Consider the following 24,782-nt stretch of genomic DNA (forward strand, 5'->3'; position numbering starts at 1 on the left):
ATTCACGAAGCGAGGATATGAATAGCCGTAGCAACATCCGCCGGGAGCAAGCCACCAGGAGGCAGACCATGTCCGGACCCCGCACTGTCCGAGCCCCACGCGGGACGACGCCGAGCGCCCTGGGCTGGCAGCAGGAGGCCGCCCTGCGGATGCTGCAGAACAACCTCGACCCCGAGGTCGCCGAGCACCCCGACAAGCTCGTCGTCTACGGCGGCACCGGCAAGGCGGCCCGCGACTGGCGCTCCTTCGACGCCATGGTCCGCACCCTGGGCACCCTCAAGCAGGACGAGACGATGCTCGTCCAGTCCGGCCGCCCCGTCGGCGTCATGCAGACCCACGAGTGGGCCCCGCGCGTCCTCATCGCCAACTCCAACCTCGTCGGCGACTGGGCCAACTGGGAGGAGTTCCGCCGCCTGGAGGCCCTCGGGCTGACCATGTACGGGCAGATGACGGCCGGCTCCTGGATCTACATCGGCACCCAGGGCATCCTCCAGGGCACCTACGAGACCTTCGCCGCCGTCGCCGCGAAGAAGTTCGGCGGCACCCTCGCCGGGACCATCACCCTCACCGCCGGCCTCGGCGGCATGGGCGGCGCCCAGCCCCTCGCGGTCACCATGAACGATGGCGTCGTGATCTGCGTCGACTGCGACCCGCGCGCCATCGACCGCCGCATCGAGCACCGCTACCTCGACGTGAGGGCCGACTCCCTCGACCACGCCCTCCGGCTGGCCACCGAGGCCCGCGACCGGCGCAAGCCGCTGTCCATCGGCGTCCTCGGCAACGCCGCCGAGCTGGTCCCGCAGCTCCTCGCCATGGGCGCCCCGATCGACATCGTCACCGACCAGACCTCGGCGCACGACCCGCTGGCCTACCTGCCCACCGGCATCGCCTTCGAGGACATGGCCGACGCCGCCGCCAAGGACCCGGCCGGCTTCACCACCCGGGCCCGCGAGTCCATGGCCCGGCACGTCGAGGCCATGGTCGGCTTCCAGGACGCCGGCGCCGAGGTCTTCGACTACGGCAACTCCATCCGCGGCGAGGCCCAGCTCGCCGGATACGACCGGGCCTTCGCCTTCCCGGGCTTCGTACCGGCGTACATCCGCCCGCTCTTCTGCGAGGGCAAGGGCCCCTTCCGCTGGGCCGCCCTGTCCGGCGAGGCCTCCGACATCGCCAAGACCGACAAGGCGATCCTCGACCTCTTCCCCGAGAACGAGTCCCTGGCCCGCTGGATCAAGATGGCGGGGGAGCGGGTCCACTTCCAGGGCCTGCCCGCCCGCATCTGCTGGCTCGGCTACGGCGAGCGCGACAAGGCAGGCGAGCGCTTCAACGACATGGTCGCGAGCGGTGAGCTGGCCGCCCCGATCGTCATCGGCCGCGACCACCTCGACTGCGGCTCCGTCGCCTCGCCGTACCGCGAGACCGAGGCCATGCTCGACGGCTCCGACGCCATCGCCGACTGGCCGCTGCTCAACGCCATGGTCAACGTGGCCTCCGGCGCCTCCTGGGTCTCCCTCCACCACGGCGGCGGCGTCGGCATGGGCCGCTCGATCCACGCCGGGCAGGTCACCGTCGCCGACGGCACCCCGCTCGCCGGGGAGAAGATCCGCCGCGTCCTCACCAACGACCCCGGCATGGGCGTCATCCGGCACGTCGACGCCGGGTACGACATCGCGGAGTCGGTCGCCGGGGAGCGGGGCGTGCGGGTGCCGATGCGCGAGGGCGAGGGCGGCGAGACGCGCGCGGGCGGCGAGACCGGCGAGGGCGACGCGACGCGCGAGGGTGACGGCGCGTGAGCTTCCACAGCATGTGGGCGGAGCTGCTGCCGGTCGGCCGCAGCTCCGCCTCCGGCGGCTACCGCCGCTACGCCTGGACCGGCGCCGACACCGACTGCCGGACCTGGTTCCGGGAGCAGACCGAGGCACGCGGACTCGCCTACGAGACGGACCGCAACGGCAACCAGTGGGCCTGGCTCGGCGACCCGGCCGCCGGGAACGCCGTCGTCACCGGGTCCCACCTGGACTCCGTGCCCGACGGCGGCGCCTTCGACGGCCCCCTCGGCGTGGTCTCCGCCCTCGCCGCTCTGGACGAACTGCGCCACAGGGGAGCGCGGTTCACCAGACCCCTGGGCATCGTCAACTTCGGCGACGAGGAGGGCGCCCGCTTCGGCCTCGCCTGCGTCGGCTCCCGCCTCACCGCCGGCGCGCTCACCGCCGAGCAGGCCCACCGGCTCACCGACGGCGACGGCATCACCCTCCCGCAGGCCATGGAGACCGCCGGGTACGACCCCGACAGCCTCGGCCCCGACCCCGAACGGCTCGCCCGCATCGGCGCCTTCGTCGAACTCCACGTCGAGCAGGGCCGCGCCCTCGACCTCTCCGGCGACCGGATCGGCATCGCCTCCGCCATCTGGCCGCACGGACGCTGGCGGTTCGACTTCCGCGGCGAGGCCAACCACGCCGGCACCACCCGCCTCGCCGACCGTCACGACCCGATGCTGTCCTACGCCGAGACCGTCCTCGCCGCCCGCCGCGAGGCCGAACTCGCCGGTGCCGTCGCCACCTTCGGCAAAATCGGCGTCGAGCCCAACGGGGTCAACGCCATCCCCTCCCTGGTGCGCGGCTGGCTCGACTCCCGCGCCGCCGACCAGGCGAGCCTGGACACCGTGGTGACCGGCATCGAGAAGGCCGCCCGCGAGTACGCCGCCGTCCACGGCGTGGACCTCGACGTCGTCCGCGAGTCCTTCACGCCCGTCGTCGAGTTCGACCACGCCCTGCGCGACGAACTCGCCCGCATCCTGGGCACCGGGACGGACCTCAGGGTCCCCGTCCTCGGCACCGGCGCCGGACACGACGCCGGAATCCTCTCCGACCGCATCCCGACCGCCATGCTGTTCGTGCGCAACCCCACCGGCGTCTCGCACTCCCCGGCCGAGTACGCCGCCGAGGACGACTGCGTGGCCGGGGTGACCGCACTCGCCGACGTACTGGAAGGGCTGGCCTGCACGTGACCCCCACCGAACGGACCCGGACCTACTGGCTGGAACACGCCTGGCTCGGCACCCACGTCGAGCCGGACGTCGCCGTGACGGTGTCCGTCGGCGGCTCCCCCGGAGGCCGGGACGGCCGCATCACCGCCGTCCACCAGGGCGTCACCACCCCGCCGCCCGGCGCCGAGATCCTGCGCGGACTCACCCTGCCGGGACTGGCGAACGCCCACTCGCACGCCTTCCACCGCGCCCTGCGCGGCACCGTCCAGGTCGGCTCCGGCACCTTCTGGACCTGGCGCGAGGTCATGTACTCCGTCGCCGACCGGCTGACCCCCGAGACCTACCTCGATCTCGCCCGCGCGGTGTACGCCGAGATGGCGCTGGCCGGCATCACCACCGTCGGCGAGTTCCACTACGTCCACCACGCCCACGGGGGCACCCCCTACGCCGACCCCAACGCGATGGGCGACGCCCTGATCGAGGCCGCCGCCGAGGCCGGTGTCCGCATCACCCTCCTCGACACCTGCTACCTGTCCTCCGGCTTCGGCGAACCCCCCAACCCTCACCAACTGCGCTTCTCCGACGGCACGGCGGAGGCCTGGGCCGAACGCTGTTCAGTTCTCAAGGACCGGGATCACGCGCGGATCGGGGCCGCGATCCACTCCGTACGGGCCGTGCCCGCGGACCAGCTGGCGACCGTGGCGCACTGGGCCGAGCAGCGGCGGGCCCCGCTGCATGTGCACCTGTCCGAGCAGACGGCCGAGAACGACGCCTGCCTGCGGGCCCACGGACGCACCCCCACCCGGCTGCTGGCCGACCACGGCGTGCTCGGCCCCCGCACCACCGGCGTCCACAACACGCACCTCACCGACGAGGACGTCGCACTCCTCGGTGACAGCCGCACCGGCACCTGCATGTGCCCCACCACGGAACGGGACCTCGCCGACGGCATCGGCCCGGCGGCCGCGCTCCAGCGAGCGGGCTCCCCGCTCTGCCTCGGCTCGGACAGCCACGCCGTCGTCGACCTGCTGGAAGAGGCGCGCGCCATGGAGCTGAACGAACGCCTGCGCACCCGCACCCGCGGCCACTGGACCGCCGCCGCCCTGCTGCGCGCCGCCACCGCCGACGGCCACGCCGCCCTCGGCTGGGACGACACCGGCCGCATCGAGGCCGGGGCCCGCGCCGACCTCGCGACCATCGCGCTGGACTCGGTCAGAACAGCGGGGCCACTGCCCAGGCTCGGCGCCGAGACGGCCGTATTCGCCGCGTCCGCAGCGGACGTACGGCACACCATCGTGGGTGGGCGGCACGTCGTACGCGACGGGGCGCACACCCTCGTACCGGACGTGCCGCGGGCCCTCGCGCGGGCCGTCGAAGCCCTGCGCGCCTGAACACCGTCCGCCGGCCGCGCACCAGCCCCCGCCCCCACGAGGACACCAGGGATCCCATGAGCAGCAGCACCGTCATCACCAACATCGCCGCACTCGTCACCAACGACCCCTCCCTCGGCGACCACTCCCCGCTCGGTCTGGTCCGGGACGCGGCCGTCGTCATCGAGGGCGAACGGGTCGCGTGGACCGGTGAGTCAAGCAAAGCACCCGCCACTGACAACCGGGTCGACGCCGAGGGCCGGGCGGTCCTCCCCGGCTTCGTGGACTCCCACTCCCACCTTCTCTTCGCGGGCGACCGCACCGAGGAGTTCAACGCCCGCATGTCCGGCCGCCCCTACAGCGCGGGCGGCATCCGCACCACCGTCGCCGCCACCCGCGCCGCGAGCGACGCGGAACTGGAGGCGTCCCTCACCCGCTACCTCGCCGAGGCCCTGCGGCAGGGCACGACCACCTTCGAGACCAAGTCCGGCTACGGCCTGACCACCGCCGACGAGTCCCGCGCCCTGCGCGTCGCCGCCCGCCACACCGACGAGGTCACCTTCCTCGGCGCCCACATCGTCGCCCCCGAACTCGCCGACGACCCCGCCGCCTACGTCGACCTGGTCACCGGCGAGATGCTCGACGCCTGCGCGCCGCACGCCCGCTGGATCGACGTGTTCTGCGAGAAGGGTGCCTTCGACGGCGACCAGGCCCGCGCGATCCTCACCGCGGGCAAGGCCAGGGGGCTGCACCCCCGCATCCACGCCAACCAGCTCTCCCACGGACCCGGCGTCCAGCTCGCCGTCGAACTCGACGCCGCCAGCGCCGACCACTGCACCCACCTCACCGACGCCGACGTGGACGCCCTCGCCGGCAGCCGCACGGTCGCCACCCTGCTGCCCGGCGCCGAGTTCTCCACCCGTGCCCAGTGGCCCGACGCCCGGCGCCTGCTCGACGCCGGCGCCACGGTCGCCCTGTCCACCGACTGCAACCCCGGCTCGTCCTTCACGTCCTCCGTGCCCTTCTGCATCGCGCTCGCGGTGCGGGACATGGGGATGACGCCGGACGAGGCGGTCTGGTCGGCCACCGCGGGCGGCGCGGCGGCCCTGCGCCGCGACGACGTGGGCCGCGTCGTCCCGGGCGCGTACGCCGACCTGACGCTGCTCGACGCCCCGAGCCACGTCCACCTGGCCTACCGGCCGGGAGTGCCGCTGGTCGCGGGCGTGTGGCGGCGGGGAGTGCGTAGGGTGTGATCAGCGGGTGAACCGGGGGCGGGGGACGGATGGCCAGGTACTGGTGGACGCCGTTCCTGGTGAACGTGCTGCTCGGGATTCCGGGCGTCGTCCCGTTCTGGCTCGTCTGGTACCTGATGGCCAACTGGCCGCTGGCGGAACTGGGCTGGACCGTGCGCGAGCCGACGGAGAACGACGGCATGGCGCTCTGGCTCGTGATCGTCGTCCCCGTGGTGGCGCTCTTCACGATGATCTGGTGGCTGGTCAACGCGCCGCTGCGACGCCGGACCTCCCTCGCGCCGCGCACCTTCTGGCTCCTGTGCGCCCTGGCCCCGCTGCTGCCGACGGCCGTGCTGATCGCCGACCCCCTCTGAAGGGCGGCGGCAACCCGAAGGGGGGCGGCCCGTTCGCGGACCACCCCCCTGGAGGGCAAGCGTCACCCGGTCGGTGCGTGCCGGCTACTCCTCGACCGTGAGCCCCTTGCGCAGGCGTACGAGCGTCCGCGACAGCAGACGCGAGACGTGCATCTGGGAGATGCCCAGCTCCTCGCCGATCTCCGACTGGGTCATGCCCGCGACGAACCGGAGCGAGAGGATCCTGCGGTCGCGCGAGGGCAGCTCGGCGATCAGCGGCTTCAGCGACTCGACGTACTCGATGCCCTCGAGCCCGTGGTCCTCGTAGCCGATGCGGTCGGCGAGCGCGCCCTCCGCCTCGTCCTCCTCGGGCTGGGCGTCCAGCGAGGAGGCGGTGTAGGCGTTGGACGCCGCCATGCCCTCGACGACCTCGTCCCTGGACAGGCCGAGGTGCTCGGCCAGCTCGGCCACCGTGGGGGCGCGGTCGAGGCGCTGGGCCAGCTCGTCACCGGCCTTCGCCAGGTCGAGCCGCAGCTCCTGGAGGCGGCGCGGGACCCGCACGGACCACGAGGTGTCGCGGAAGAAACGCTTGATCTCGCCGATGATGGTCGGCATCGCGAACGTGGGGAACTCCACGCCGCGCGACAGCTCGAAGCGGTCGATCGCCTTGATCAGGCCGATGGTGCCGACCTGGATGATGTCCTCCATCGGCTCGCTGCGTGAGCGGAAGCGGGAGGCGGCGAACTTGACCAGGGCGAGGTTCAGCTCGACGAGCGTGTTGCGTACGTACGCGTGCTCATGGGTGCCTTCCTCCAGCGACTCCAGCCGCGCGAAGAGGGTCTTGGACAGGGCCCTGGCGTCCGCCGGAGCGACCTCGTCGTATGCGGGGATGTCCGGAAGCCCGGCGAGTGAGCCGTCGGGGTCGACGGCCGGGTCGTGATGCTCGATGGGATCCAGATGTTCCGGAGGGAGTGTCGACGTCGCTTCATGGGTACGCGATCCGTCGAGCCGGGGTGACATGATGTCCTCCATCGTTCTCGGCATGCGGCTGCCGAAGCCAAATACGTGCACTGCGGTGTGCGGCGCCTCCAAAGCCGGCCGTGTCGGTTTACGTGTCCTACTAGCCCTACCGGGTTTACCGAGCCGACCGCAAGTGTGTTCTGTGCGGGTATGTCCGTTTGTGTGCGGTTGTTCGGGTGTCGGAGTGCGGCGGGAAGGCGTAGTGTTCGAGGGCGTCAGTAAGCAGTCACGACCTCGGGAGAGAGAAACGGCATGGACCGCGGGACGGTCGGCAGTGCCCAGTCGGGCCGGCTTCTGGTCGAGGTACGGGAAGAGGGCCCCAGTGCGGTCGTAACCCCGGCGGGTGAGCTGGATCACCACACCGCCGATCTGTTGCGCGAGCCGCTGGAGGACTGTCTCACTAAGGGATTCAACCGGCTCGTCGTGGACTGCTCACGCCTGGAGTTCTGCGACTCCACGGGGCTCAACGTCCTGCTCGGCGCGCGGTTGAAGGCGGAGGCCGCGGGGGGCGGAGTGCATTTGGTGGCCATGCAGCCGGTGGTGGCGCGCGTGTTCGAGATCACGGGGGCCGAAGCAGTCTTCACCCTGCACGACACGCTTGCGGCCGCCCTGGCCGCCGAGTCCGGCTGAGCCGGTCCTTGTCCGGCCGACGGAGGGGTGCGTGTGCTTCCCGGGGCGGGCGTTTTCACGCCGCGCCGGGATTCGTGCCGAATACAGGGGTGTTCGGACGGTCCGGTCGGGCAGGAGAGTCCCTGAACCGGCTGTGTACGACTTTGCTGTCCGCAACTTTGAAACGTGAACTGGTGAATCGGTGAGGTGAAGCGCTGATGAGCACCACCCGGCCCTACTCGCCGGGCGACCGCGGTCCGGAGCCCAGTGGCGCTTCCGGGGCGTCCGCGCCCGCGTCGGTGCCTTCCTCCGGGGTTCCCGGGGCCGCCGGGGCGGCGTCCGGCTCCGAGCCAGGCGGTGGCGGCGGGCGGCAGGCCCGCAGGCTGAGCTTCGAGGACGCGAGCGGCGTCGTCCCGCTCGCCCGTGACTTCACCCGCGAGGCGCTGTACGCCTGGGGATGGCTGCCGTCCGCCACCGCGGACCAGCGTGCCGCCGCGGAGGACGTGCTGCTGGTGGTGTCCGAGCTGGTCACCAACGCCTGCCTGCACGCCGAGGGGCCGGACGAGCTGTGGATCACCTGCGAGAAGAAGGTGATCCGGGTGGAGGTCTCCGACCGCGGTACGGGGCAGCCGGCGCCGCGGACCCCGCACCGCGCCGGGCGCCCGGGCGGCCACGGGATGTTCATCGTGGAGCGGCTGTGCCTGGACTGGGGCGTCGTGCGGACGCCGGGAGTCGCGGGCAAGCGGGTCTGGGCGGAGCTGGGCGCGCCGGCGTAGCCGACGGGCTTTCCGCCCTTGCCTGTGCCCACCCGCCCCCTCGCCCACCCGTCTCGCCAGGCAGGCCGAGCCGACCCTGGGCCGGCGCCTCCTACCCCGGCGGGGGACTGCGTCCCCCTCCCCCCATAGGTCGGTGTTCCCGTGGCCGCGCTCGCGGAGGCGGCGCTCGCCCCGCCGGCCGCCGAGGTCCGCCCCACACGTGCGGAGGGGCACCTCGTCCGTCCGGACGAGGTGCCCCTCCGTCAGAGGAAGCCGCGCGGCGAAGTCAGCGGACGTCGCCCATGAGTTCCTTGACGCGCCTGCGGTACATCCAGATCGCGATGCCCGCGACCACCGCGAGGGTCGCCTCCGCGGCGACGATGCCCGTCTTGTTGAGGTTGACGCCGGCGATGGAGAGCAGGCCGGTCGTGGCGTCACCGGCGGTGACGGCCAGGAACCAGACGCCCATCATCTGGGACGCGTACTTCATCGGCGCCATCTTCGTGGTGACCGAGAGGCCGACCGGGGAGAGCAGCAGCTCACCGCAGGTCTGGACGAAGTAGATCGCCACCAGCCACATGGCGGCCGCCTCGTGGCCGCCCTCCGCGATGCCCAGCGGGGCCAGGAAGAGGAAGAAGGAGGCGCCGACCAGGATCAGGCCGAAGGCGAACTTGACCACCGTGCTCGGCTCCTTGCCGCGGCGGGCGAGAGCCAGCCACACCGTGGCGAAGACCGGGGCCAGGGCCATGATGAGGACCGCGTTGACGGACTGGAACCAGGAGACCGGGAACTCCCAGCCGAAGGCGGTGTTGTTCGTCGACGAGTCGGCGAAGATCGCCAGCGTCGAGCCGCCCTGGTCGTAGATCATCCAGAAGACGGCCGCGGCGACGAAGAACCAGATGTAGCCCGACATCTTGGACTGCTCGGTGCGGTCCAGGGACTTGTCGCGCTTGATGCGGGTCAGCACCAGCACCGGGATGATCACGCCGAGCAGGGTCAGCGGGACCAGGATCCAGTTCAGGGTGTAGTGGCCGGAGAAGCCGACGATCGCGTAGAAGACGACGGCCAGCGCGGCCCAGAAGGCGGCCTTGCGCAGCGTCGAGGTCTTCTCCTCCACGGACAGCGGCTTCGGGACCACGTTGGAGTGCTCGGCCAGGTGGCGGCTGCCGATCAGGAACTGGAGCACGCCCAGGCCCATGCCGACCGCGGCGAGCGCGAAGCCCAGGTGCCAGTTGACGTTCTCACCGATGGTGCCGATGACCAGCGGCGCCGCGAAGGCGCCGAGGTTGATGCCCATGTAGAAGACGGTGAAGCCACCGTCGCGGCGCGGGTCGTCGGGACCGTTGTAGAGCTGGCCGACCATCGTGGAGATGTTGGACTTCAGCATGCCCGAGCCGAGGGCGACCAGCGCCAGGCCGGCGAAGAACGTCCCGGAGGTCGGCAGCGCCAGCGTGAGGTGGCCGAGCATGACCACGCCGCCGGCGATGGCGACGGTCTTGCGGGGGCCCCAGACGCGGTCGCCGAACCAACCGCCCGGCATCGCGAGCAGGTACACCAGCGACACGTACACCGAGTAGATCGCGGTCGCGGTGCCGGCGTTCATGCCGAGACCGCCGGGGGCCACCAGGTACAGCGGGAGCAGAGCCCTCATGCCGTAGTAGGAGAACCTCTCCCACATCTCGGTCATGAAGAGTGTGGCCAGTCCGCGGGGGTGGCCGAAGAAGGTCTTCTCGGAGCCGGGGGTGCCCGGGGTGACCGAGTCCTTCGTCAGGCTGGACGCCATGGTCGATCCTTGCTGGTCGGGACGCGCTCATCGAGGCGATGCGCGCCCGGTGGGGGGCGGCCGGCACCGGCGGCCTTACCCGCCCGTCCCACGCCTGGGGGAGTCCGCTCCGGATTGCGAAGCGCTGGGCGGCGGCCACCGGGATCCACGCCTCTGCGCGCGTCACTGCACGCGGTGAGGCCCGGCCACAGGTCATTCCTTTCATGGCCGGCCGTGGGGGCCGGCCCGCACACGAAAGAGACCTTCAGCGTCGAAACGGTCGCCAAAGGTCCTCTGGGTGCTACAGGCGCTGATTCACCATACGGCAGGACACCGCCCGGTATGGAAGGACTTGAGACACGGATCACAGGCCATGGCGGAACCGCGAACGATCATTCGAAGGTCCATCACAGGATGGCACCCCACAGCCGCAGGCCGGGACGCGGGGTCGCGGGGGCGGGTCGGGCGGCGGTTCGGGCGGTGGATGTCCGGCTTGCCCGACAGTGCTCCACAGACGCCTCACAGGCCCTGCGCGGGCGGGCGGTGCGCGGGGCGATCTTGCCCCGGGCGTTACTCCGAGCGGTCTACCATCACCTCATGACCCGTGTACTGCTCGCCGAGGACGACGCGTCCATCTCGGAGCCGCTGGCCCGCGCACTGCGCAGGGAAGGGTACGAGGTCGAGGTGCGTGAGGACGGACCAGCCGCACTGGACGCGGGGCTGCAGGGCGGCATAGACCTGGTCGTGCTGGACCTCGGCCTGCCGGACATGGACGGTCTCGAGGTCGCCCGCCGGCTGCGGTCCGAGGGGCACGCGGTGCCGATCCTGATCCTGACCGCGCGCGCCGACGAGGTGGACACCGTCGTGGGCCTGGACGCGGGCGCCGACGACTACGTCACCAAGCCCTTCCGCCTCGCCGAGCTGCTCGCCCGGGTCCGGGCCCTGCTGCGGCGCGGCGCCGTGGAGCCCCCGCAGCCGCCCGCCACCCACGGCGTGCGCATCGACGTCGAGTCGCACCGTGCCTGGATGGGCGAGGAGGAGCTCCAGCTCACCGCGAAGGAGTTCGACCTGCTGCGGGTGCTGGTGCGCGACGCCGGCCGGGTCGTCACCCGTGACCAGCTGATGCGCGAGGTCTGGGACACCACCTGGTGGTCGTCGACCAAGACCCTCGACATGCACATCTCCTGGCTGCGCAAGAAGCTGGGGGACGACGCGGCCAACCCCCGCTACATCGCCACCGTGCGCGGCGTGGGCTTCCGTTTCGAGAAGAACTGAGCGAGCCCCGAGGGGGGCCTTGCGGGTAAGAGGACATGCGCCGTCGACTGATCCAGTCCACCCTCGCCGTGGTGCTCGTCGTGATCGCCGTGTTCGGCGTCTCCCTCGTCATCGTCGAGACCCGGACCATCAGCAGCACCGCACAGGAACGGGTCGACCTGGAGGCGGTGCGGCTGGCCAGCATCGTGGACAGCCGGCTCATCGGCACCGGCTCGGTGGACGAGCAGTTCCTGCGGGAGCAGATCCGCGACGCCCGGTACGCCGTGATCCGCATCCCCGGCGAGCCGGTCGTCGAGGTCGGCAGCAAGCCCTCCGGCGACGTCCTCCAGGGCAGGGCCACCGGCGAGGAGGGCGAGACGGTCCTCGTCGAGGAACCCAGGTCCTCGGTGACCCGGGAGATCGGCCGGACCCTGCTGATCATCGGCCTGGTGGCGCTGCTCGCGGTGGTCGCCGCCGTACTGCTCGCGATCCGGCAGGCCAACCGGCTGGCCTCGCCGCTCACCGACCTCGCCGAGACCGCCGAACGCCTCGGCTCCGGGGACCCGCGCCCGCGGCACAAGCGGTACGGCGTCCCCGAGCTGGACCGGGTCGCGGACGTCCTGGACTCCTCGGCCGAGCGCATCGCCCGGATGCTCACCGCCGAGCGCCGGCTGGCCGCCGACGCCTCCCACCAGCTGCGCACGCCGCTGACCGCGCTGTCGATGCGGCTGGAGGAGATCACCCTCACCGACGAACCGGAGACGGTGAAGGAGGAGGCGACGATCGCGCTGTCGCAGGTGGAGCGGCTGACGGACGTCGTCGACCGGCTGCTGACCAACTCTCGCGACCCGCGCAGCGGCTCCGCCGTCACCTTCGAGCTGGACGACGTCATCCAGCAGCAGATCGCCGAGTGGCGCCCCGCCTACCGCGGAGAGGGCCGGGCCATCGTCAGCTCGGGCAAGCGCCACCTGACGGCCGTCGGCACCCCGGGCGCCGTGGCGCAGGTGCTGGCCGCGCTGATCGAGAACTCCCTGATGCACGGCGGCGGCACGGTGGCCCTGCGCACCCGGGTGACCGGCAACCAGGCCGTGGTCGAGGTCACCGACGAGGGACCGGGCGTCCCCGGCGACCTGGGGGCGCGGATCTTCGAGCGGGCGATCAGCGGGCGCAACTCCACGGGCATCGGCCTCGCCGTCGCCCGTGACCTGGCCGAGGCCGACGGCGGCCGCCTGGAGCTCCTCCAGGGGCGCCCGCCGGTCTTCGGGCTGTTCCTGTCCCGTACGCCGCCGCCGAAGAAGGCCGCCGGGGACCAGGACCAGACGGTGCGCTGAGGGCGCCGGAGGGTGGGGCGCAGCCGGTCGGCGGCGGACGGCGGGAGCCTCGTCCGCGCCGCTTCGGTCAGCGGTGGACGGCGGGAGCCTCGTCCGCGCGGGGGACCACGGTCGGGTGCCCGGGCTCCAGGAGGGCCTGGGCCGGCGTCGCGGCCGGTTCACGGGCGGGCAGCGCCCGGAAGACCCAGCTGCGGTACGACCAGAAGCGGAACAGGGTGCCGATCCCGATGCCGAGGAACTTGAAGATGTTGCTCTGCAGCGGGCTGTCCCAGCCGAAACCGTACGTCGCCGTGTAGAGCACGCCGTTCTCGATCACCAGCCCGACGGCGCTGAACACCAGGAACAGCGACATCTCGCGGGTCTGGCCGCTCTTGTCGCGGTCGCGGTAGGTGAAGTACCGGAAGCCCACGTAGTTGAAGGCGATGGCGACGACCGTGGCGACGATGCTGGCCCGCACGACCTGGAGGTCGCTCACCTGCCGCACGAAGTTGAAGACGAGGAGGTTGACCAGCACCCCCGCACCGCCCACGGCGCCGAATTTCGCGACCTCGCGCACGAGCCGGTGGACCCGCCCCCGCACCCCCGCACGGGGCGCCCGGGGCGTCGAGGGAGCCGTCTGAGCACCCGAGGAACCATGTTCCATGGTCGTGCAGGCCCCCGTCCGTCGGTTGGCGTCAATCCGTTCATGCTAACCACCCGGACGCGCGATCTTCCTGCGGACGGACCCCCGGAGCCCGAAAGGGCAGCGGGAGGGCCCGGAAAGAGGGGGGAGCGGGGCAGGAAACGGCCGGTAAACAGGTGGGCTCCACGCGGCCGATACGCTAGGGGTGTGACGTTCCCCGTAGTCGGTATGGTCGGCGGCGGCCAGCTCGCTCGTATGACACACGAGGCGGGCATCCCGCTCGGCATCAGGTTCAAGCTCCTCAGTGACACTCCCCAGGACTCCGCGGCGCAGGTCGTGAACGAAGTCGTCGTCGGCGACTATCGCGATCTGGACACGTTGCGCGCGTTCGCGCGCGGCTGTGACGTGATCACCTTCGATCACGAACACGTGCCGACCGAGCACCTCAAGGCCCTGGAGGCGGACGGCATCCCCGTGCGTCCCGGACCGGAGGCGCTCGTGCACGCCCAGGACAAGGGCGTGATGCGCGCGAAGCTCGTCGCGATCGGCGTGCCCTGCCCGCGGCACCGGATCGTGAGCGATCCGGCCGACGTGGCCGCCTTCGCCGCGGAGGGCGACGGATTCCCCGTCGTCCTCAAGACGGTGCGCGGCGGGTACGACGGCAAGGGCGTGTGGGTCGTGGACTCCGCGGAGGAGGCCGCCGAGCCCTTCCGCGCGGGTGTGCCCGTGCTGGCGGAGGAGAAGGTCGACTTCGTCCGCGAGCTGGCCGCCAACGTGGTCCGCTCCCCGCACGGCCAGGCGGTGGCCTACCCCGTCGTCGAGTCCCAGCAGGTCAAGGGCGTCTGCGACACGGTGATCGCCCCCGCCCCCGACCTCGACGAGGCGCTGGCCCTGCGCGCCGAGGAGATGGCGCTCGGCATCGCCAAGGAGCTGGGCGTCGTCGGTCACCTCGCCGTGGAGCTGTTCCAGACCCGCGACGGCCGCGTCCTCGTCAACGAACTGGCGATGCGCCCGCACAACTCCGGCCACTGGAGCATGGACGGCGCGATCACCTCGCAGTTCGCCAACCACGTCCGCGCGGTCCTCGACCTCCCCCTCGGCGACCCGCGCCCGCGCGCGAAGTGGACCGTGATGGTCAACGTCCTGGGCGGCGACTTCCCGGACATGTACTCCGCGTACCTGCACTGCATGGCCCGCGACCCCCAGCTGAAGATCCACATGTACGGCAAGGACGTGAAACCCGGCCGCAAGGTCGGCCACGTCAACACCTACGGCGACGACCTGGACGACGTGCTGGAGCGCGCCCGTCACGCTGCCGGCTACCTGAGAGGGACGATCACCGAATGAGCCAGGCCAGCCCGGTGAGCCCGGTCGTAGGCATCGTCATGGGGTCGGACTCCGACTGGCCCGTCATGGAGGCCGCCGCCAAGGCACTCGACGAGTTCGAGATCCCCTACGAGGTCGACGTCGTCTCCGCGCACCGCATGCCGCACGAGATGATCGCGTACGGCGAGCAGGCCGCCGGCCGCGGGCTGAAGGCGATCGTCGCCGGGGCCGGGGGCGCCGCCCACCTGCCCGGCATGCTCGCCTCCGTCACCCCGCTGCCGGTCATCGGCGTCCCGGTGCCGCTGAAGTACCTGGACGGCATGGACAGCCTCCTGTCCATCGTGCAGATGCCGGCCGGCGTCCCCGTCGCCACCGTCTCCGTCGGCGGCGCCCGCAACGCCGGACTGCTGGCCGCCCGCATCCTCGCCGCCCACGACGAGGACCTGCTCGGCCGGATGCGCGAGTTCCAGCAGGAGCTGAACGACCAGGCGACCGAGAAGGGCAAGCGGCTGCGCAACAAGGTCGCGGGCTCGGCGGCCGGCTTCGGCTTCGGGAAGTGAGCCCCATGACGTCCCTGGACCGGGCCCGCGAGCTGCTGCGGGAGTTCCCCGTCGTCGACGGCCACAACGACCTGCCCTGGGCGCTGCGCGAGCAGGTCCGCTACGACCTCGACGCCCGTGACATCGCCGCCGACCAGTCGGCCCACCTGCACACCGACCTGGCCCGGCTGCGGTCCGGCGGCGTCGGCGCCCAGTACTGGTCGGTGTACGTCCGATCCGACCTGCCGGGCGCGGTGACGGCGACGCTGGAGCAGATCGACTGCGTCCGGCGGCTGATCGAGCGCCACCCCGGCGAGCTGCGGGCCGCGCTGACCGCCGCCGACATGGAGGCCGCCCGCGCCGAGGGCCGTATCGCCTCGCTCATGGGTGCCGAGGGCGGCCACTCCATCGACAACTCGCTGGCCACCCTCCGCGCGCTGTACGCGCTCGGCGTGCGCTACATGACGCTCACCCACAACGACAACGTGGCGTGGGCGGACTCGGCGACCGACGAGCCCGCCGTCGGCGGACTGTCCGCCTTCGGCCACGAGGTCGTGCGGGAGATGAACCGCGAGGGCATGCTCGTCGACCTCTCGCACGTCGCGGCGACGACGATGCGCGCCGCGCTGGACACCTCCACCGCACCGGTGATCTTCTCGCACTCGTCCTCCCGAGCCGTGTGCGACCACCCGCGCAACATCCCGGACGACGTGCTGGAGCGGCTGCCCGCCAACGGCGGCGTGGCGATGGTGACGTTCGTGCCCAAGTTCGTGCTCCAGGCGGCCGTGGACTGGACGGCCGAGGCGGACGAGAACATGCGCGCGCACGGCTTCCACCACCTCGACTCCGGTCCCGAGGCGATGAAGGTGCACGCCGCCTTCGAGGAGCGCGTCCCGCGTCCCGTCGCCACCGTGGCCACGGTCGCCGACCACCTCGACCACATGCGCGAGGTCGCCGGCGTCGACCACCTCGGCATCGGCGGCGACTACGACGGCACGCCCTTCACCCCGGACGGTCTCAGCGACGTCTCCGGGTACCCCAACCTGATCGCCGAGCTGCTCGACCGCGGCTGGTCCCAAGCCGACCTGGCCAAGCTGACCTGGAAGAACGCGGTCCGCGTCCTGGACGCGGCCGAGGAGGTGGCCCGGAGCCTTCAGGCGACGCGGGGGCCGTCCAACGCCTCGCTGGAGGAGCTCGACGGCTGAGCCGCGGAGTCTTCGAGGGCGGGGTAGTCGGTGTATCCGGTCGCCCCGCCCACGTACATCAGGTACCGGCCGCGTACCGGATTCAGCGGTGCCCCGAGCCGCAGCCGCGCCACCAGATCGGGGTTGGCGAGGAAGGGCCGGCCGAGCGCGATCAGGTCGGACCCGGCGGCCAGCAGCCGTTCGGCGGCGCGGTGCACGGCGTCCGTCGAGGGGGACTCGTCCAGGACCGGGTTGGCGATCAGCACGCCGGGCCACCCGGCGCGGAGCCTGCCGAAGAGCGGGGCGTCCGGGTCGGCGTGCACCAGGTGCAGGTAGGCGAGCCCCAGCCCGCCGAGGCGCTCCACCAGCGCGGGGTACAGCTGGTCGGTCTCGCCCTCCGCGATGCCGTTGACGGTGTTGCCCGGGGAGACGCGCAGCCCGACCCGCTCGGCGCCGATCTCCGCGGCGACGGCCTCCACCACCTCGGCCGTGAACCGGATCCGCGCGGCGACGGAGCCGCCGTAGCCGTCGGTGCGCAGGTTGGTGTTGGCGGACAGGAACTGGTGCAGCAGGTGTCCGTTGGCGGAGTGCACCTCCACCCCCTCGAACCCGGCGTCGAGCGCGTTGCGGGCGGCCCGGGCGAAGTCGGCGACGGTGGTCCGGATGTCCTCGGTGCTCATCTCCCTCGGGACGACGGCCGGCCGGTGCCCGCCGGGCGTGAAGACCGTCTCGGGCAGCGGCACCGGCGAGGGCGCGACGGGCGTGAGCCCGCTGGTCGCCGGATGTCCGACCCGGCCGCCGTGCTGGAGCTGGAGGAACATCTGCCCGCCGGCCTCCCGCACGGCCTCGGTGACCCGCCGCCAGCCCGCCACGTGCCGGGCCCGGTGCACGGCGGTGATGTTCGGGTAGGTCTGCCCGACCGCGTTCGGCGTGGCGGCCTCGGCGATGATCAGCCCGGCGGTGGCGCGCTGGGCGTAGTAGGTGGCCATGAGCGGCGTCGGGGTGCCGTCGGCCTCGGCGCGGTTGCGGGTGAGCGGCGCCATCACGAGACGGTTGGGAAGCGTGAGCGGACCGAGCGGGGCGGACGCGAAGAGCGCCGTGGAGTTCGACATGTCCGTACGCTAGAATCTGACACTGATGTCAGATTCAAGCCCGGAGGTGCTCCATGCGGATCGGTGAACTGGCCCGGCGCACGGGCGTCAGCGAACGCTCGCTGCGCTACTACGAGACGCAGGGGCTGCTCGTGGCCGAGCGCACGTCCGGCGGGCACCGCGCGTACCCGGAGGCGGCCGTGGACCGGGTCGTGCGGATCCAGGAGCTGTACGCGGCCGGGCTGCACAGCGGCAAGATCGCCGAGCTGCTGCCCTGCATGCGGGACGGGGACGGCGGACCCTCGGCCGTCGCCACGCCGAAGCTGGTCGCGGACCTCGCCGCCGAGCGCGCCCGCATCGACCGGATGATCGCCGACCTGCTCCGTTCCCGGGACACCCTCGACGAGGTGATCGACGCGGCCGGGGGCTGAGCCGGGTACCCCCGAACGCCCCACCCACCAGGAAGCCCGTGACGCTCCGTGCGACGGTGGCCGTATCTCACGACGACCGTACGGAGCACCGCCATGGCAGACCTCCAGGACGACCTGCACACCGGTACCGAGGCCGGTGGGCTCGACGACCTGCCCGTGCCGCTCGCCGCGGAGGCCTTCGGGCCGGAGCCCTACGCGCCCGTGTCCGATCCCGACGACGAGCCGCTCACCCGGGCCCGGGCCGTGCTGGCCGCCCACCCCGTCGCCGACGGCTGCAACGGGCTGGCCTCGGTGCTGGGGCGCCTGCCCTGGTACGACCTGGAACTGGGCGAGAGCGCCGTCGACACCGACGTGCCGCGGCTGCGCGAGGGGCAGGTGGGCGCGCTGCTGTGGTCCCTGCACCTGCCCGAGTCCGTCGCCGGTGACCGTGCGGTCGGCGCCACCCTGGAGCAGCTCGACCTGGTCAAGACGGTCGTGCGGGCCCACCCCGAGGGGCTGCGCCTGGCGTACGACGCGGGCCAGGCCATCGACGCCCGCAACTGCGGCCGGATCGCCGTGCTGCCGGGACCCGCGGGTGCCGCCGCGCTCGGCGACCGCCTCGGCATCCTGCGCTCCCTGCACGCCCTGGGCCTGCGCGCGCTGACGCTGTCCGGGGTGAGCTGGGCGAGCGAGGCGGGGCTGACCCGGTTCGGCGAGGAGGTCGTCCGTGAGATGAACCGGCTCGGTGTCGTCGCCGACCTCTCCGGCGCCTCCGCCGAGACCGTCCGCCGTACCTTCGCGGTGTCCAAGGCGCCCGCGCTGTGCACCCGTTCCGCCGCCCGCGCCCTGCGCCCGCACCCCGCCAACCTCCCCGACGACCTGCTGGTGGAGCTGGGCGCGGCCGGCGGCCTGTGCATGGTGCCGCTGACCGCCGAGCAGACCGGCCCCACCGTCCGGGACGTCGCCGACCACCTGGACCACGTCCGCACGGTGGCCGGCCCGCAGAGCGTCGGCCTGTCCGGCACCTTCGACACCGGCACCGCGCACCCGCTGGAGCTGGGCGACCCCTCCGGCTACCCCCGGCTCATCGCGGAGCTGCTCCGCCGCGGCTGGGACGAGGCGGACGTGGCCCTGCTGACCTGGGGCAACGTCCAGCGCGTCCTGCGCGCCGCGGCCTTCACGGCGAAGGCGGCCCAGCTGCGCCGCGAGCCGTCCACGGCGACCATCGCCGACCTGGACGGCTGAGCCCGCGCACGGGCGCCGGTGGGCGGTCAGCGGTGCTCGGCGCTCGATCAGGCACAGGCGGAACGCTGGGCGGGCGCGGGCGCGGAGACCGGCGCTCAGCAGGCGCAGAGGCAGAACGGGTGTCCGGCCGGGTCGGCGTACACCCGGAAGGTGCGCGTGCGGTCCTCCGCGTCCAGCGGGCGCGCGCCCAGCTCCAGCACCGCCTTCTCGGCCGCGTCCAGGTCCGCGACGGTGAGGTCGAGGTGGAACTGCTGCGAGTCGTCGGGCGCGGGCCACTTCGGCGGCACGAACCCCGGGGCGGCCTGGAAAGCCAGCGTCCGCCCGTCCGCCAGTTTCAGGTCGACCCAGTCGCCCTCGCCCTCGACGGTGCCGCCGAGGACGTCGGCGTAGAAGCGGGCCAGTGCACGGGGGTCGGGACAGTCCAGGACGACGGTGCCCAGTTCGGCGACAGCCATGACTTCCTCCTTGAAGCACGCGGTCGGTGTGGCCGGCACGGTGTGCGGCACGTGTTACCAGTACTGTGCGGGTAACCGGTAACGGTTACTGCATGCTGCCCTATAGGCAGTAACGTCGCAAGCATGAGTGAGCGATCGCCCGCGCCGGGCGGCCTGGCGCTGGTCGAGACCCTGGTGAACACGGTGGATCTCGAGACGGGCGCCGACTCGCTGGACACGGAGGAGGGCCGGGCGCGTCTCGGCCTGACGGAGGGCGAGGTGCCCGCGGCCCGTGAGCTGCGCGAGTCCTTGCGGGCGACCCTGCTCGCCCACGCCGGTCACCGGCCGCACCGCGCGGTGACCCCGCTGGGCGAGCTGCTGGCCGCCGTCCCGCTGGTCGTCACGGTCGACCCGGCCGACGGCTCGGCCGCTCTCGCTCCCGCCCGCGGCGGTTCGCTCGCCGCGCGGGTCGCCGCGGCCGTCGCGGAGGCCCTGGTGGCCGGCACCTGGAGCCGGTTCAAGGCGTGCGAGGCCCCCGACTGCCACTGGGCGTACTACGACCGCAGCCCGGCCGGGCGCGGCCGCTGGTGCTCCATGCAGGTGTGCGGGGCCCGCGCCAAGATGCGCCGGTACCGGGCCAAGGAGTCGTAAACGACGCCCGCTTCACCGGTCGCGGGGCCGCGCCGTGCGGCAGAATGCGGACGGCGCCGGTTCGGCCGACTGAGCCTCGGCCGAACCGGCGTCCTGCCCGCCGTCGTCAGGCGGTGGGGCGGCCCATCGCCCGGTACGTCCAGCCGGCCTTGCGCCACAGCGTCGGGTCCAGGGCGTTGCGCCCGTCCAGGATCACCCGGGACGACGCCGCCTCGCCCAGCACCTCCGGGTCCAGCTCGCGGAACTCGCGCCACTCGGTGAGGTGCAGCACGACGTCCGCGCCCCGCACCGCCTCCAGCGCCGAGTCGGCGTACCCGAGGGTCGGAAAGAGCCGCCGGGCGTTGTCCATGCCCTTGGGGTCGTACACGGTGACCTGGGCGCCCTGGAGGTGCACCTGCCCGGCGACGTTCAGCGCGGGGGAGTCCCGCACGTCGTCCGAGTCGGGCTTGAAGGTGGCGCCGAGCACCGCGATCCGCTTGCCGAGGAGGGGACCGCCGCCCAGCGCCTGCCGGGTCAGCTCGACCATCTGGCCGCGCTGGCGCATGTTGATGGAGTCGATCTCGCGCAGGAAGGTCAGCGCCTGGTCGGCACCCAGCTCACCGGCGCGGGCCATGAAGGCGCGGATGTCCTTGGGCAGGCAGCCGCCGCCGAAACCGATCCCGGCCCGCAGGAACTTCCGCCCGATCCGGTCGTCGTACCCGATGGCCTCCGCCAGCTTGGCGACGTCGCCGTCGGCGGCCTCGCAGACCTCCGCCATCGCGTTGATGAAGGAGATCTTGGTGGCGAGGAAGGAGTTCGCCGAGGTCTTCACCAGCTCGGCCGTCGGGAAGTCGGTGACCACGAACGGCGACCCCTCGGCGATCGGCGTGGCGTACACCTCGCGCAGCAGCTTCTCGGCCCGCTCGCTGCGCACACCGACCACGATCCGGTCCGGGCGCAGCGTGTCCTGCACGGCGAAACCCTCGCGCAGGAACTCCGGGTTCCAGGCCAGCTCGGCCTCGTGGCCGGCCGGCGCGTGCTCGGCCAGGTAGGCGGCCAGCCGGTCGGCGGAGCCCACCGGCACGGTCGACTTGCCGACGACCAGCGCGGGGCCGGTCAGATGCGGGGCGAGCGAGGCCAGCGCGGAGTCGACGTACGACATGTCGCAGGCGTACTCGCCGTGCTTCTGCGGGGTGTTCACGCACAGGAAGTGCACGTCGCCGAAGGCCGCGGCCTCGGCGAAGTCGGTGGTGAAGCGCAGCCGTCCGCTGGAGCCCCCGATCCCCGCGACGTGCTTGCCCAGCAGCTCCTCCAGACCCGGTTCGTACATCGGGACCTGGCCGCGCTGGAGCATCTCGATCTTCTCGGGCACCACGTCGAGCCCCAGCACCTCGAAACCGAGCTCGGCCATGGCCGCCGCGTGGGTGGCGCCGAGATAGCCGGTACCGATCACGGTGATCTTCAGGGCCATGGGTGCTCCAGAGGTGTACGGCACGGTTGCGCGCCCGAGCATAACCGGGACGCGGGAAAAGCCTTTCCGTCGGCTGTCGTCAAGCTCACCTATCCACGGACGCGGGCGGCCTCTAAAATTTGGGTTACTTAACGGTAGTTAGCGTGCCCAGCAGCACCGCGTTTTGGAGCGTGAGACACCTTGGCCGGATCGGCTGACTTCGACCTGTACCGCCCGTCGGAGGAGCACGACATGCTCCGCGACGCCGTCCGCTCGCTGGCCGAGGCGAAGATCGCGCCGCACGCCGCCGCGGTGGACGAGGAGGCCCGCTTCCCGCAGGAGGCCCTCGACGCGCTCACCGCGAACGACCTGCACGCGGTGCACGTCCCCGAGGAGTACGGCGGCGCGGGGGCCGACGCGCTCGCCACGGTCATCGTGATCGAGGAGGTGGCCCGCGCCTGCGCCTCCTCCTCCCTCATCCCGGCCGTGAACAAGCTCGGCTCGCTCCCGGTGATCCTGTCCGGCTCCGAGGAGCTGAAGAAGAAGTACATGACCCCGCTCGCCAAGGGCGACGGCATGTTCTCCTACTGCCTCTCCGAGCCCGACGCGGGCTCCGACGCGGCCGGCATGAAGACGAAGGCCGTGCGCGACGGCGACTTCTGGGTGCTCAACGGCGTCAAGCGCTGGATCACCAACGCCGGGGTCTCCGAGTACTACACGGTGATGGCGGTCACCGACCCGAGCAAGCGCTCCAAGGGCATCTCCGCCTTCGTCGTCGAGAAGTCCGACGAAGGCGTCTCCTTCGGCGCGCCGGAGAAGAAGCTCGGCATCAAGGGCTCCCCGACCCGCGAGGTCTACCTCGACAACGTCCGCATCCCCGCCGACCGCATGATCGGCGCGGAGGGCACCGGCTTCGCCACCGCGATGAAGACGCTGGACCACACCCGCATCACCATCGCCGCCCAGGCCCTCGGCATCGCCCAGGGCGCCCTGGACTACGCCAAGGGCTACGTCCAGGAGCGCAAGCAGTTCGGCAAGCCGATCGCCGACTTCCAGGGCATCCAGTTCATGCTCGCCGACATGGCCATGAAGATCGAGGCCGCCCGCCAGCTGACCTACGCGGCCGCCGCCAAGTCCGAGCGCGGGGACGCCGACCTCACCTTCCAGGGCGCCGCCGCCAAGTGCTTCGCCTCCGACGTGGCCATGGAGGTCACCACGGACGCCGTCCAGCTGCTCGGCGGCTACGGCTACACCCGCGACTACCCGGTGGAGCGCATGATGCGCGACGCCAAGATCACCCAGATCTACGAGGGCACCAACCAGGTCCAGCGCATCGTCATGGCACGCAACCTGCCGTAGCGGCCAGGGTTTTCGCGGCGAGGGGCGTCCGGCGACGGGCGCCCCTCGTTCGTCGTGACCCGTTGTCAGTGGTGGGTGAGACGGTGGATCCATCGAGTCGGGAAGCCGGTGACGGCAATCGGTAAGAGGGGGAAGCCGCCATGTCCGGAGGCCAGAACTACATCAACCACGTCGCTCTCGTGCTGGACGCCAGCTCGTCCATGCGCCGCCTGAGCCACAAGGTGGTCGAGGTCGCCGACCAGCAGATCGCCTACCTGGCGCGCCGGTCGCAGGAGCTGGACCAGGAGACCCGCGTCACGGTGTACGTCTTCGCCGACCAGGTGGAGTGCGTCATCTACGACAAGGACGTGCTGCGGATGCCGTCGCTGAAGCAGATGTACCGCGTCGGCGGCATGACGGCGCTGCTGGCGGCCACGCTGAAGTCGCAGCGCGAGCTGGCGCAGACCGCCCAGCTCTACGGCGACCACAGCTTCCTGACCTTCGTCCTCACGGACGGGCAGGAGAACGTGAGCCACCGCTGCCCGGACGCCCCCGCGAGGGACCCGCGCGCCCTGGTCGAGGCCGTGGCCACGATGATCGAGACCCAGGCGGACAACTGGACGCTGGCCGTCCTCGTGCCGGACCAGATGGGCAAGCGCGAGGCCATGCAGTACGGCTTCCCCAAGGACAACATCGCCATCTGGGACGCCACCAGCACCCAGGGCCTGGAGGAGGCCGGACAGGTCATCCAGGAGGCCACCGAGAAGTTCATGGTGGGCCGCACCAAGGGCATCCGGGGGTCGCGGGCCGTGTTCTCCACGGGCGCGGACGCGGTCAACAAGGAGACGATCGAGGCGGCCGGCCTCGTGCCGGTGGAGTCGTCGAAGTACCGGCTGATCGACGTGACCCGCGACGTGGCGATCCGGGACTGGGTCGTCGAGCGCGGGCACACCTACCGCACCGGCGGTGCGTTCTACCAGCTGAGCAAGTCGGAGAAGGTCCAGCCGAAGAAGCAGATATCGGTGCTGGAGAAGAAGACGGACCGGGTGTACACGGGGCCCGAGGCCCGCGCCCTGCTCGGCCTGCCGGACGTGGAGGTCCGCATCAGGCCCGACCACAACGACGACTTCACGATCTTCGTGCAGAGCACGAGCGTGAACCGGAAGCTCGTGGCGAACACCCGCCTCCTGCTCATGCTCTGACCCCTCGGCCGCCCGAGTCGTCCGTTGCGTCCGTGGCGGCGGTCAGTCCTCGTACCCCTCCGCCACCCGCCGCTGCCGCAGTTGCATGATCGCGCGGCGGCGGGCCAGGCGGTGGGTGCGGCGGATCTGGGCCTCCTGGTAGCGGCGCTTGTCCTTCTCCGTCTCGGGCAGGACCGGCGGGACCGTGCGGGGCTTGCCGTCCGCGTCCACGGCCGCGAAGACCAGGTACGCCGAGCCCACCTGGGTGGCCGGGGTGGACTCGTTCCAGCGCTCGGCCATCACCCGGACGCCCACCTCCATGGAACTGCGGCCGGTCCAGTTGACCTGCGCCTTCACATGGACGAGGTCACCGACGCGGACCGGTTCGAGGAACGCCATCTCGTCCATGGACGCGGTGACGGCGGGTCCGCCGGAGTGCCGTCCGGCCACGGCACCGGCCGCGTCGTCGACAAGCTTCATGATCACACCGCCGTGCACCGTGCCCAGAAGGTTGGTGTCGCTGTGCGTCATGATGTGACTGAGGGTGGTGCGGGAGGCCGAGGTCGGCTTGCCCGGGATCTCCGGAGGCGCCGACTGCGCGGCCGAGGCCTGTTCTGCCTGGTCTGTCATGGCCTCCACCTTATGCCGGGGCCACCCGGG

Annotated in this window: 24 protein-coding genes; 17 read left to right on the forward strand and 7 right to left on the reverse strand. The window is 72.0% G+C overall.

Annotation, left to right across the window (positions count from 1 at the left end; all coding sequences use genetic code 11):
• The first annotated feature begins 68 nt into the window (after positions 1-68).
• Genes hutU through ACIBCJ_RS22695 form a run of 5 tightly spaced genes read left to right on the forward strand, consistent with a single transcriptional unit; the run spans position 69 to position 5,962 of the window.
• Entirely contained in the window at positions 69-1,793 is a 1,725-nt protein-coding gene (gene hutU / locus ACIBCJ_RS22675; RefSeq protein WP_365981480.1) for a urocanate hydratase, read from the forward strand.
• Positions 1,790-3,007, forward strand: coding sequence for an allantoate amidohydrolase (locus tag ACIBCJ_RS22680; RefSeq protein ID WP_362502271.1), 1,218 nt, complete (start codon positions 1,790-1,792; stop codon positions 3,005-3,007). Before hutU ends, ACIBCJ_RS22680 begins: the two co-directional genes overlap by 4 nt.
• Positions 3,004-4,377, forward strand: a complete 1,374-nt coding sequence (locus tag ACIBCJ_RS22685; RefSeq protein ID WP_365981479.1) for a formimidoylglutamate deiminase — start codon at positions 3,004-3,006, stop codon at positions 4,375-4,377. The genes ACIBCJ_RS22680 and ACIBCJ_RS22685 overlap by 4 nt, the downstream gene beginning before the upstream one ends.
• A 56-nt stretch (positions 4,378-4,433) precedes the next feature.
• Positions 4,434-5,609: an imidazolonepropionase gene (gene hutI / locus ACIBCJ_RS22690; protein ID WP_365981478.1), complete on the forward strand. Its 1,176-nt coding sequence runs from the start codon at positions 4,434-4,436 to the stop codon at positions 5,607-5,609.
• Positions 5,610-5,638: 29 nt separating this feature from the next.
• Complete coding sequence (locus ACIBCJ_RS22695) at positions 5,639-5,962, forward strand: hypothetical protein (RefSeq protein WP_365981477.1); 324 nt, start codon at positions 5,639-5,641, stop codon at positions 5,960-5,962.
• Between the two features lie 84 nt (positions 5,963-6,046).
• On the opposite strand, the gene ACIBCJ_RS22700 is transcribed toward ACIBCJ_RS22695, so the two are convergent.
• Positions 6,047-6,973, reverse strand: coding sequence for an RNA polymerase sigma factor SigF (locus ACIBCJ_RS22700; protein ID WP_362098055.1), 927 nt, complete (start codon positions 6,971-6,973; stop codon positions 6,047-6,049).
• A 240-nt stretch (positions 6,974-7,213) separates the two neighbouring features.
• Here ACIBCJ_RS22700 and ACIBCJ_RS22705 point away from each other — a divergent pair, with 240 nt between their 5' ends.
• Both ACIBCJ_RS22705 and ACIBCJ_RS22710 read left to right on the forward strand, forming a co-directional pair.
• The gene (locus ACIBCJ_RS22705) at positions 7,214-7,591 is read left to right on the forward strand and encodes an STAS domain-containing protein (protein WP_362097865.1); all 378 of its coding nucleotides are present in this window, start codon (positions 7,214-7,216) and stop codon (positions 7,589-7,591) included.
• A 197-nt stretch (positions 7,592-7,788) separates the two neighbouring features.
• On the forward strand, positions 7,789-8,346 hold the full coding sequence (locus ACIBCJ_RS22710) for an ATP-binding protein (RefSeq protein WP_362097868.1): 558 nt from the start codon (positions 7,789-7,791) through the stop codon (positions 8,344-8,346).
• A gap of 265 nt (positions 8,347-8,611) precedes the next feature.
• On the opposite strand, the gene ACIBCJ_RS22715 is transcribed toward ACIBCJ_RS22710, so the two are convergent.
• Positions 8,612-10,108 carry an oligopeptide:H+ symporter gene (locus tag ACIBCJ_RS22715; protein WP_362097871.1) on the reverse strand — a complete coding sequence of 499 codons (1,497 nt, stop codon included), beginning with the start codon at positions 10,106-10,108 and terminating at the stop codon, positions 8,612-8,614.
• 576 nt (positions 10,109-10,684) lie between these two features.
• Between ACIBCJ_RS22715 and ACIBCJ_RS22720 the strand changes: the two genes are divergently transcribed.
• Both ACIBCJ_RS22720 and draK read left to right on the forward strand, forming a co-directional pair.
• Positions 10,685-11,362: a response regulator transcription factor gene (locus ACIBCJ_RS22720; RefSeq protein WP_007450413.1), complete on the forward strand. Its 678-nt coding sequence runs from the start codon at positions 10,685-10,687 to the stop codon at positions 11,360-11,362.
• Positions 11,363-11,397: 35 nt separating this feature from the next.
• Positions 11,398-12,672, forward strand: a complete 1,275-nt coding sequence (gene draK, locus ACIBCJ_RS22725) for a two-component system sensor histidine kinase DraK (RefSeq protein ID WP_362097875.1) — start codon at positions 11,398-11,400, stop codon at positions 12,670-12,672.
• 67 nt (positions 12,673-12,739) lie between these two features.
• Here draK and ACIBCJ_RS22730 read toward each other — a convergent pair whose 3' ends face one another.
• Positions 12,740-13,315: a GtrA family protein gene (locus ACIBCJ_RS22730; RefSeq protein ID WP_365981476.1), complete on the reverse strand. Its 576-nt coding sequence runs from the start codon at positions 13,313-13,315 to the stop codon at positions 12,740-12,742.
• 186 nt (positions 13,316-13,501) lie between these two features.
• On the opposite strand from ACIBCJ_RS22730, the gene ACIBCJ_RS22735 reads away from it, so the two are divergent.
• The 3 genes from ACIBCJ_RS22735 to ACIBCJ_RS22745 are packed head-to-tail and all read left to right on the forward strand — an operon-like array spanning position 13,502 to position 16,364.
• Positions 13,502-14,641: a 5-(carboxyamino)imidazole ribonucleotide synthase gene (locus tag ACIBCJ_RS22735; protein WP_362097881.1), complete on the forward strand. Its 1,140-nt coding sequence runs from the start codon at positions 13,502-13,504 to the stop codon at positions 14,639-14,641.
• Complete coding sequence (gene purE / locus ACIBCJ_RS22740; RefSeq protein WP_133890556.1) at positions 14,638-15,180, forward strand: 5-(carboxyamino)imidazole ribonucleotide mutase; 543 nt, start codon at positions 14,638-14,640, stop codon at positions 15,178-15,180. Before ACIBCJ_RS22735 ends, purE begins: the two co-directional genes overlap by 4 nt.
• Before the next feature lie 5 nt (positions 15,181-15,185).
• A complete protein-coding gene (locus tag ACIBCJ_RS22745; protein ID WP_365981475.1) occupies positions 15,186-16,364 on the forward strand; it encodes a dipeptidase in 1,179 nt (392 codons plus the stop codon).
• On the opposite strand, the gene ACIBCJ_RS22750 is transcribed toward ACIBCJ_RS22745, so the two are convergent.
• Positions 16,313-17,455: an alkene reductase gene (locus tag ACIBCJ_RS22750; RefSeq protein WP_362097888.1), complete on the reverse strand. Its 1,143-nt coding sequence runs from the start codon at positions 17,453-17,455 to the stop codon at positions 16,313-16,315. The genes ACIBCJ_RS22745 and ACIBCJ_RS22750 overlap by 52 nt on opposite strands.
• A 53-nt stretch (positions 17,456-17,508) precedes the next feature.
• On the opposite strand from ACIBCJ_RS22750, the gene ACIBCJ_RS22755 reads away from it, so the two are divergent.
• Together ACIBCJ_RS22755 and ACIBCJ_RS22760 are read left to right on the forward strand one after the other, a co-directional pair.
• Positions 17,509-17,865, forward strand: a complete 357-nt coding sequence (locus tag ACIBCJ_RS22755; RefSeq protein ID WP_362097891.1) for a MerR family transcriptional regulator — start codon at positions 17,509-17,511, stop codon at positions 17,863-17,865.
• Between the two features lie 93 nt (positions 17,866-17,958).
• Complete coding sequence (locus ACIBCJ_RS22760) at positions 17,959-19,089, forward strand: dipeptidase (protein WP_362097894.1); 1,131 nt, start codon at positions 17,959-17,961, stop codon at positions 19,087-19,089.
• Between the two features lie 95 nt (positions 19,090-19,184).
• Here ACIBCJ_RS22760 and ACIBCJ_RS22765 read toward each other — a convergent pair whose 3' ends face one another.
• The gene (locus ACIBCJ_RS22765) at positions 19,185-19,544 is read right to left on the reverse strand and encodes a VOC family protein (RefSeq protein WP_362097897.1); all 360 of its coding nucleotides are present in this window, start codon (positions 19,542-19,544) and stop codon (positions 19,185-19,187) included.
• A gap of 123 nt (positions 19,545-19,667) precedes the next feature.
• On the opposite strand from ACIBCJ_RS22765, the gene ACIBCJ_RS22770 reads away from it, so the two are divergent.
• Positions 19,668-20,174 (forward strand): CGNR zinc finger domain-containing protein, encoded by a 507-nt coding sequence (locus ACIBCJ_RS22770; protein WP_362502256.1) that lies wholly within the window; start codon positions 19,668-19,670, stop codon positions 20,172-20,174.
• Between the two features lie 106 nt (positions 20,175-20,280).
• Here ACIBCJ_RS22770 and ACIBCJ_RS22775 read toward each other — a convergent pair whose 3' ends face one another.
• A complete protein-coding gene (locus ACIBCJ_RS22775) occupies positions 20,281-21,624 on the reverse strand; it encodes a UDP-glucose/GDP-mannose dehydrogenase family protein (protein WP_362097903.1) in 1,344 nt (447 codons plus the stop codon).
• Between the two features lie 180 nt (positions 21,625-21,804).
• Between ACIBCJ_RS22775 and ACIBCJ_RS22780 the strand changes: the two genes are divergently transcribed.
• Both ACIBCJ_RS22780 and ACIBCJ_RS22785 read left to right on the forward strand, forming a co-directional pair.
• Positions 21,805-22,962 (forward strand): acyl-CoA dehydrogenase, encoded by a 1,158-nt coding sequence (locus ACIBCJ_RS22780; protein ID WP_362097905.1) that lies wholly within the window; start codon positions 21,805-21,807, stop codon positions 22,960-22,962.
• Between the two features lie 140 nt (positions 22,963-23,102).
• The gene (locus ACIBCJ_RS22785) at positions 23,103-24,143 is read left to right on the forward strand and encodes a vWA domain-containing protein (protein ID WP_362097908.1); all 1,041 of its coding nucleotides are present in this window, start codon (positions 23,103-23,105) and stop codon (positions 24,141-24,143) included.
• A gap of 42 nt (positions 24,144-24,185) precedes the next feature.
• Here the strand turns inward: ACIBCJ_RS22785 and ACIBCJ_RS22790 are convergent, their stop codons facing one another.
• On the reverse strand, positions 24,186-24,752 hold the full coding sequence (locus ACIBCJ_RS22790; RefSeq protein ID WP_365981474.1) for an acyl-CoA thioesterase: 567 nt from the start codon (positions 24,750-24,752) through the stop codon (positions 24,186-24,188).
• Positions 24,753-24,782: the final 30 nt, after the last annotated feature.

Source organism: Streptomyces sp. NPDC051136, assembly GCF_044455745.1.
Classification (GTDB): domain Bacteria; phylum Actinomycetota; class Actinomycetes; order Streptomycetales; family Streptomycetaceae; genus Streptomyces.

Coding starts and splice junctions, on each gene's coding strand:
- ACIBCJ_RS22730 (WP_365981476.1), bottom strand. CDS start 13,315: ATGGAACATGGTTCCTCGGGTGCTCAGACGGCTCCCTCGACGCCCCGG.
- ACIBCJ_RS22745 (WP_365981475.1), top strand. CDS start 15,186: ATGACGTCCCTGGACCGGGCCCGCGAGCTGCTGCGGGAGTTCCCCGTC.
- hutI (WP_365981478.1), top strand. CDS start 4,434: ATGAGCAGCAGCACCGTCATCACCAACATCGCCGCACTCGTCACCAAC.
- ACIBCJ_RS22775 (WP_362097903.1), bottom strand. CDS start 21,624: ATGGCCCTGAAGATCACCGTGATCGGTACCGGCTATCTCGGCGCCACC.
- ACIBCJ_RS22710 (WP_362097868.1), top strand. CDS start 7,789: ATGAGCACCACCCGGCCCTACTCGCCGGGCGACCGCGGTCCGGAGCCC.
- ACIBCJ_RS22695 (WP_365981477.1), top strand. CDS start 5,639: ATGGCCAGGTACTGGTGGACGCCGTTCCTGGTGAACGTGCTGCTCGGG.
- purE (WP_133890556.1), top strand. CDS start 14,638: ATGAGCCAGGCCAGCCCGGTGAGCCCGGTCGTAGGCATCGTCATGGGG.
- ACIBCJ_RS22715 (WP_362097871.1), bottom strand. CDS start 10,108: ATGGCGTCCAGCCTGACGAAGGACTCGGTCACCCCGGGCACCCCCGGC.
- draK (WP_362097875.1), top strand. CDS start 11,398: ATGCGCCGTCGACTGATCCAGTCCACCCTCGCCGTGGTGCTCGTCGTG.
- ACIBCJ_RS22765 (WP_362097897.1), bottom strand. CDS start 19,544: ATGGCTGTCGCCGAACTGGGCACCGTCGTCCTGGACTGTCCCGACCCC.
- ACIBCJ_RS22790 (WP_365981474.1), bottom strand. CDS start 24,752: ATGACAGACCAGGCAGAACAGGCCTCGGCCGCGCAGTCGGCGCCTCCG.
- ACIBCJ_RS22705 (WP_362097865.1), top strand. CDS start 7,214: ATGGACCGCGGGACGGTCGGCAGTGCCCAGTCGGGCCGGCTTCTGGTC.
- ACIBCJ_RS22720 (WP_007450413.1), top strand. CDS start 10,685: ATGACCCGTGTACTGCTCGCCGAGGACGACGCGTCCATCTCGGAGCCG.
- ACIBCJ_RS22785 (WP_362097908.1), top strand. CDS start 23,103: ATGTCCGGAGGCCAGAACTACATCAACCACGTCGCTCTCGTGCTGGAC.
- ACIBCJ_RS22760 (WP_362097894.1), top strand. CDS start 17,959: ATGGCAGACCTCCAGGACGACCTGCACACCGGTACCGAGGCCGGTGGG.
- hutU (WP_365981480.1), top strand. CDS start 69: ATGTCCGGACCCCGCACTGTCCGAGCCCCACGCGGGACGACGCCGAGC.
- ACIBCJ_RS22700 (WP_362098055.1), bottom strand. CDS start 6,973: ATGGAGGACATCATGTCACCCCGGCTCGACGGATCGCGTACCCATGAA.
- ACIBCJ_RS22770 (WP_362502256.1), top strand. CDS start 19,668: ATGAGTGAGCGATCGCCCGCGCCGGGCGGCCTGGCGCTGGTCGAGACC.
- ACIBCJ_RS22750 (WP_362097888.1), bottom strand. CDS start 17,455: ATGTCGAACTCCACGGCGCTCTTCGCGTCCGCCCCGCTCGGTCCGCTC.
- ACIBCJ_RS22755 (WP_362097891.1), top strand. CDS start 17,509: ATGCGGATCGGTGAACTGGCCCGGCGCACGGGCGTCAGCGAACGCTCG.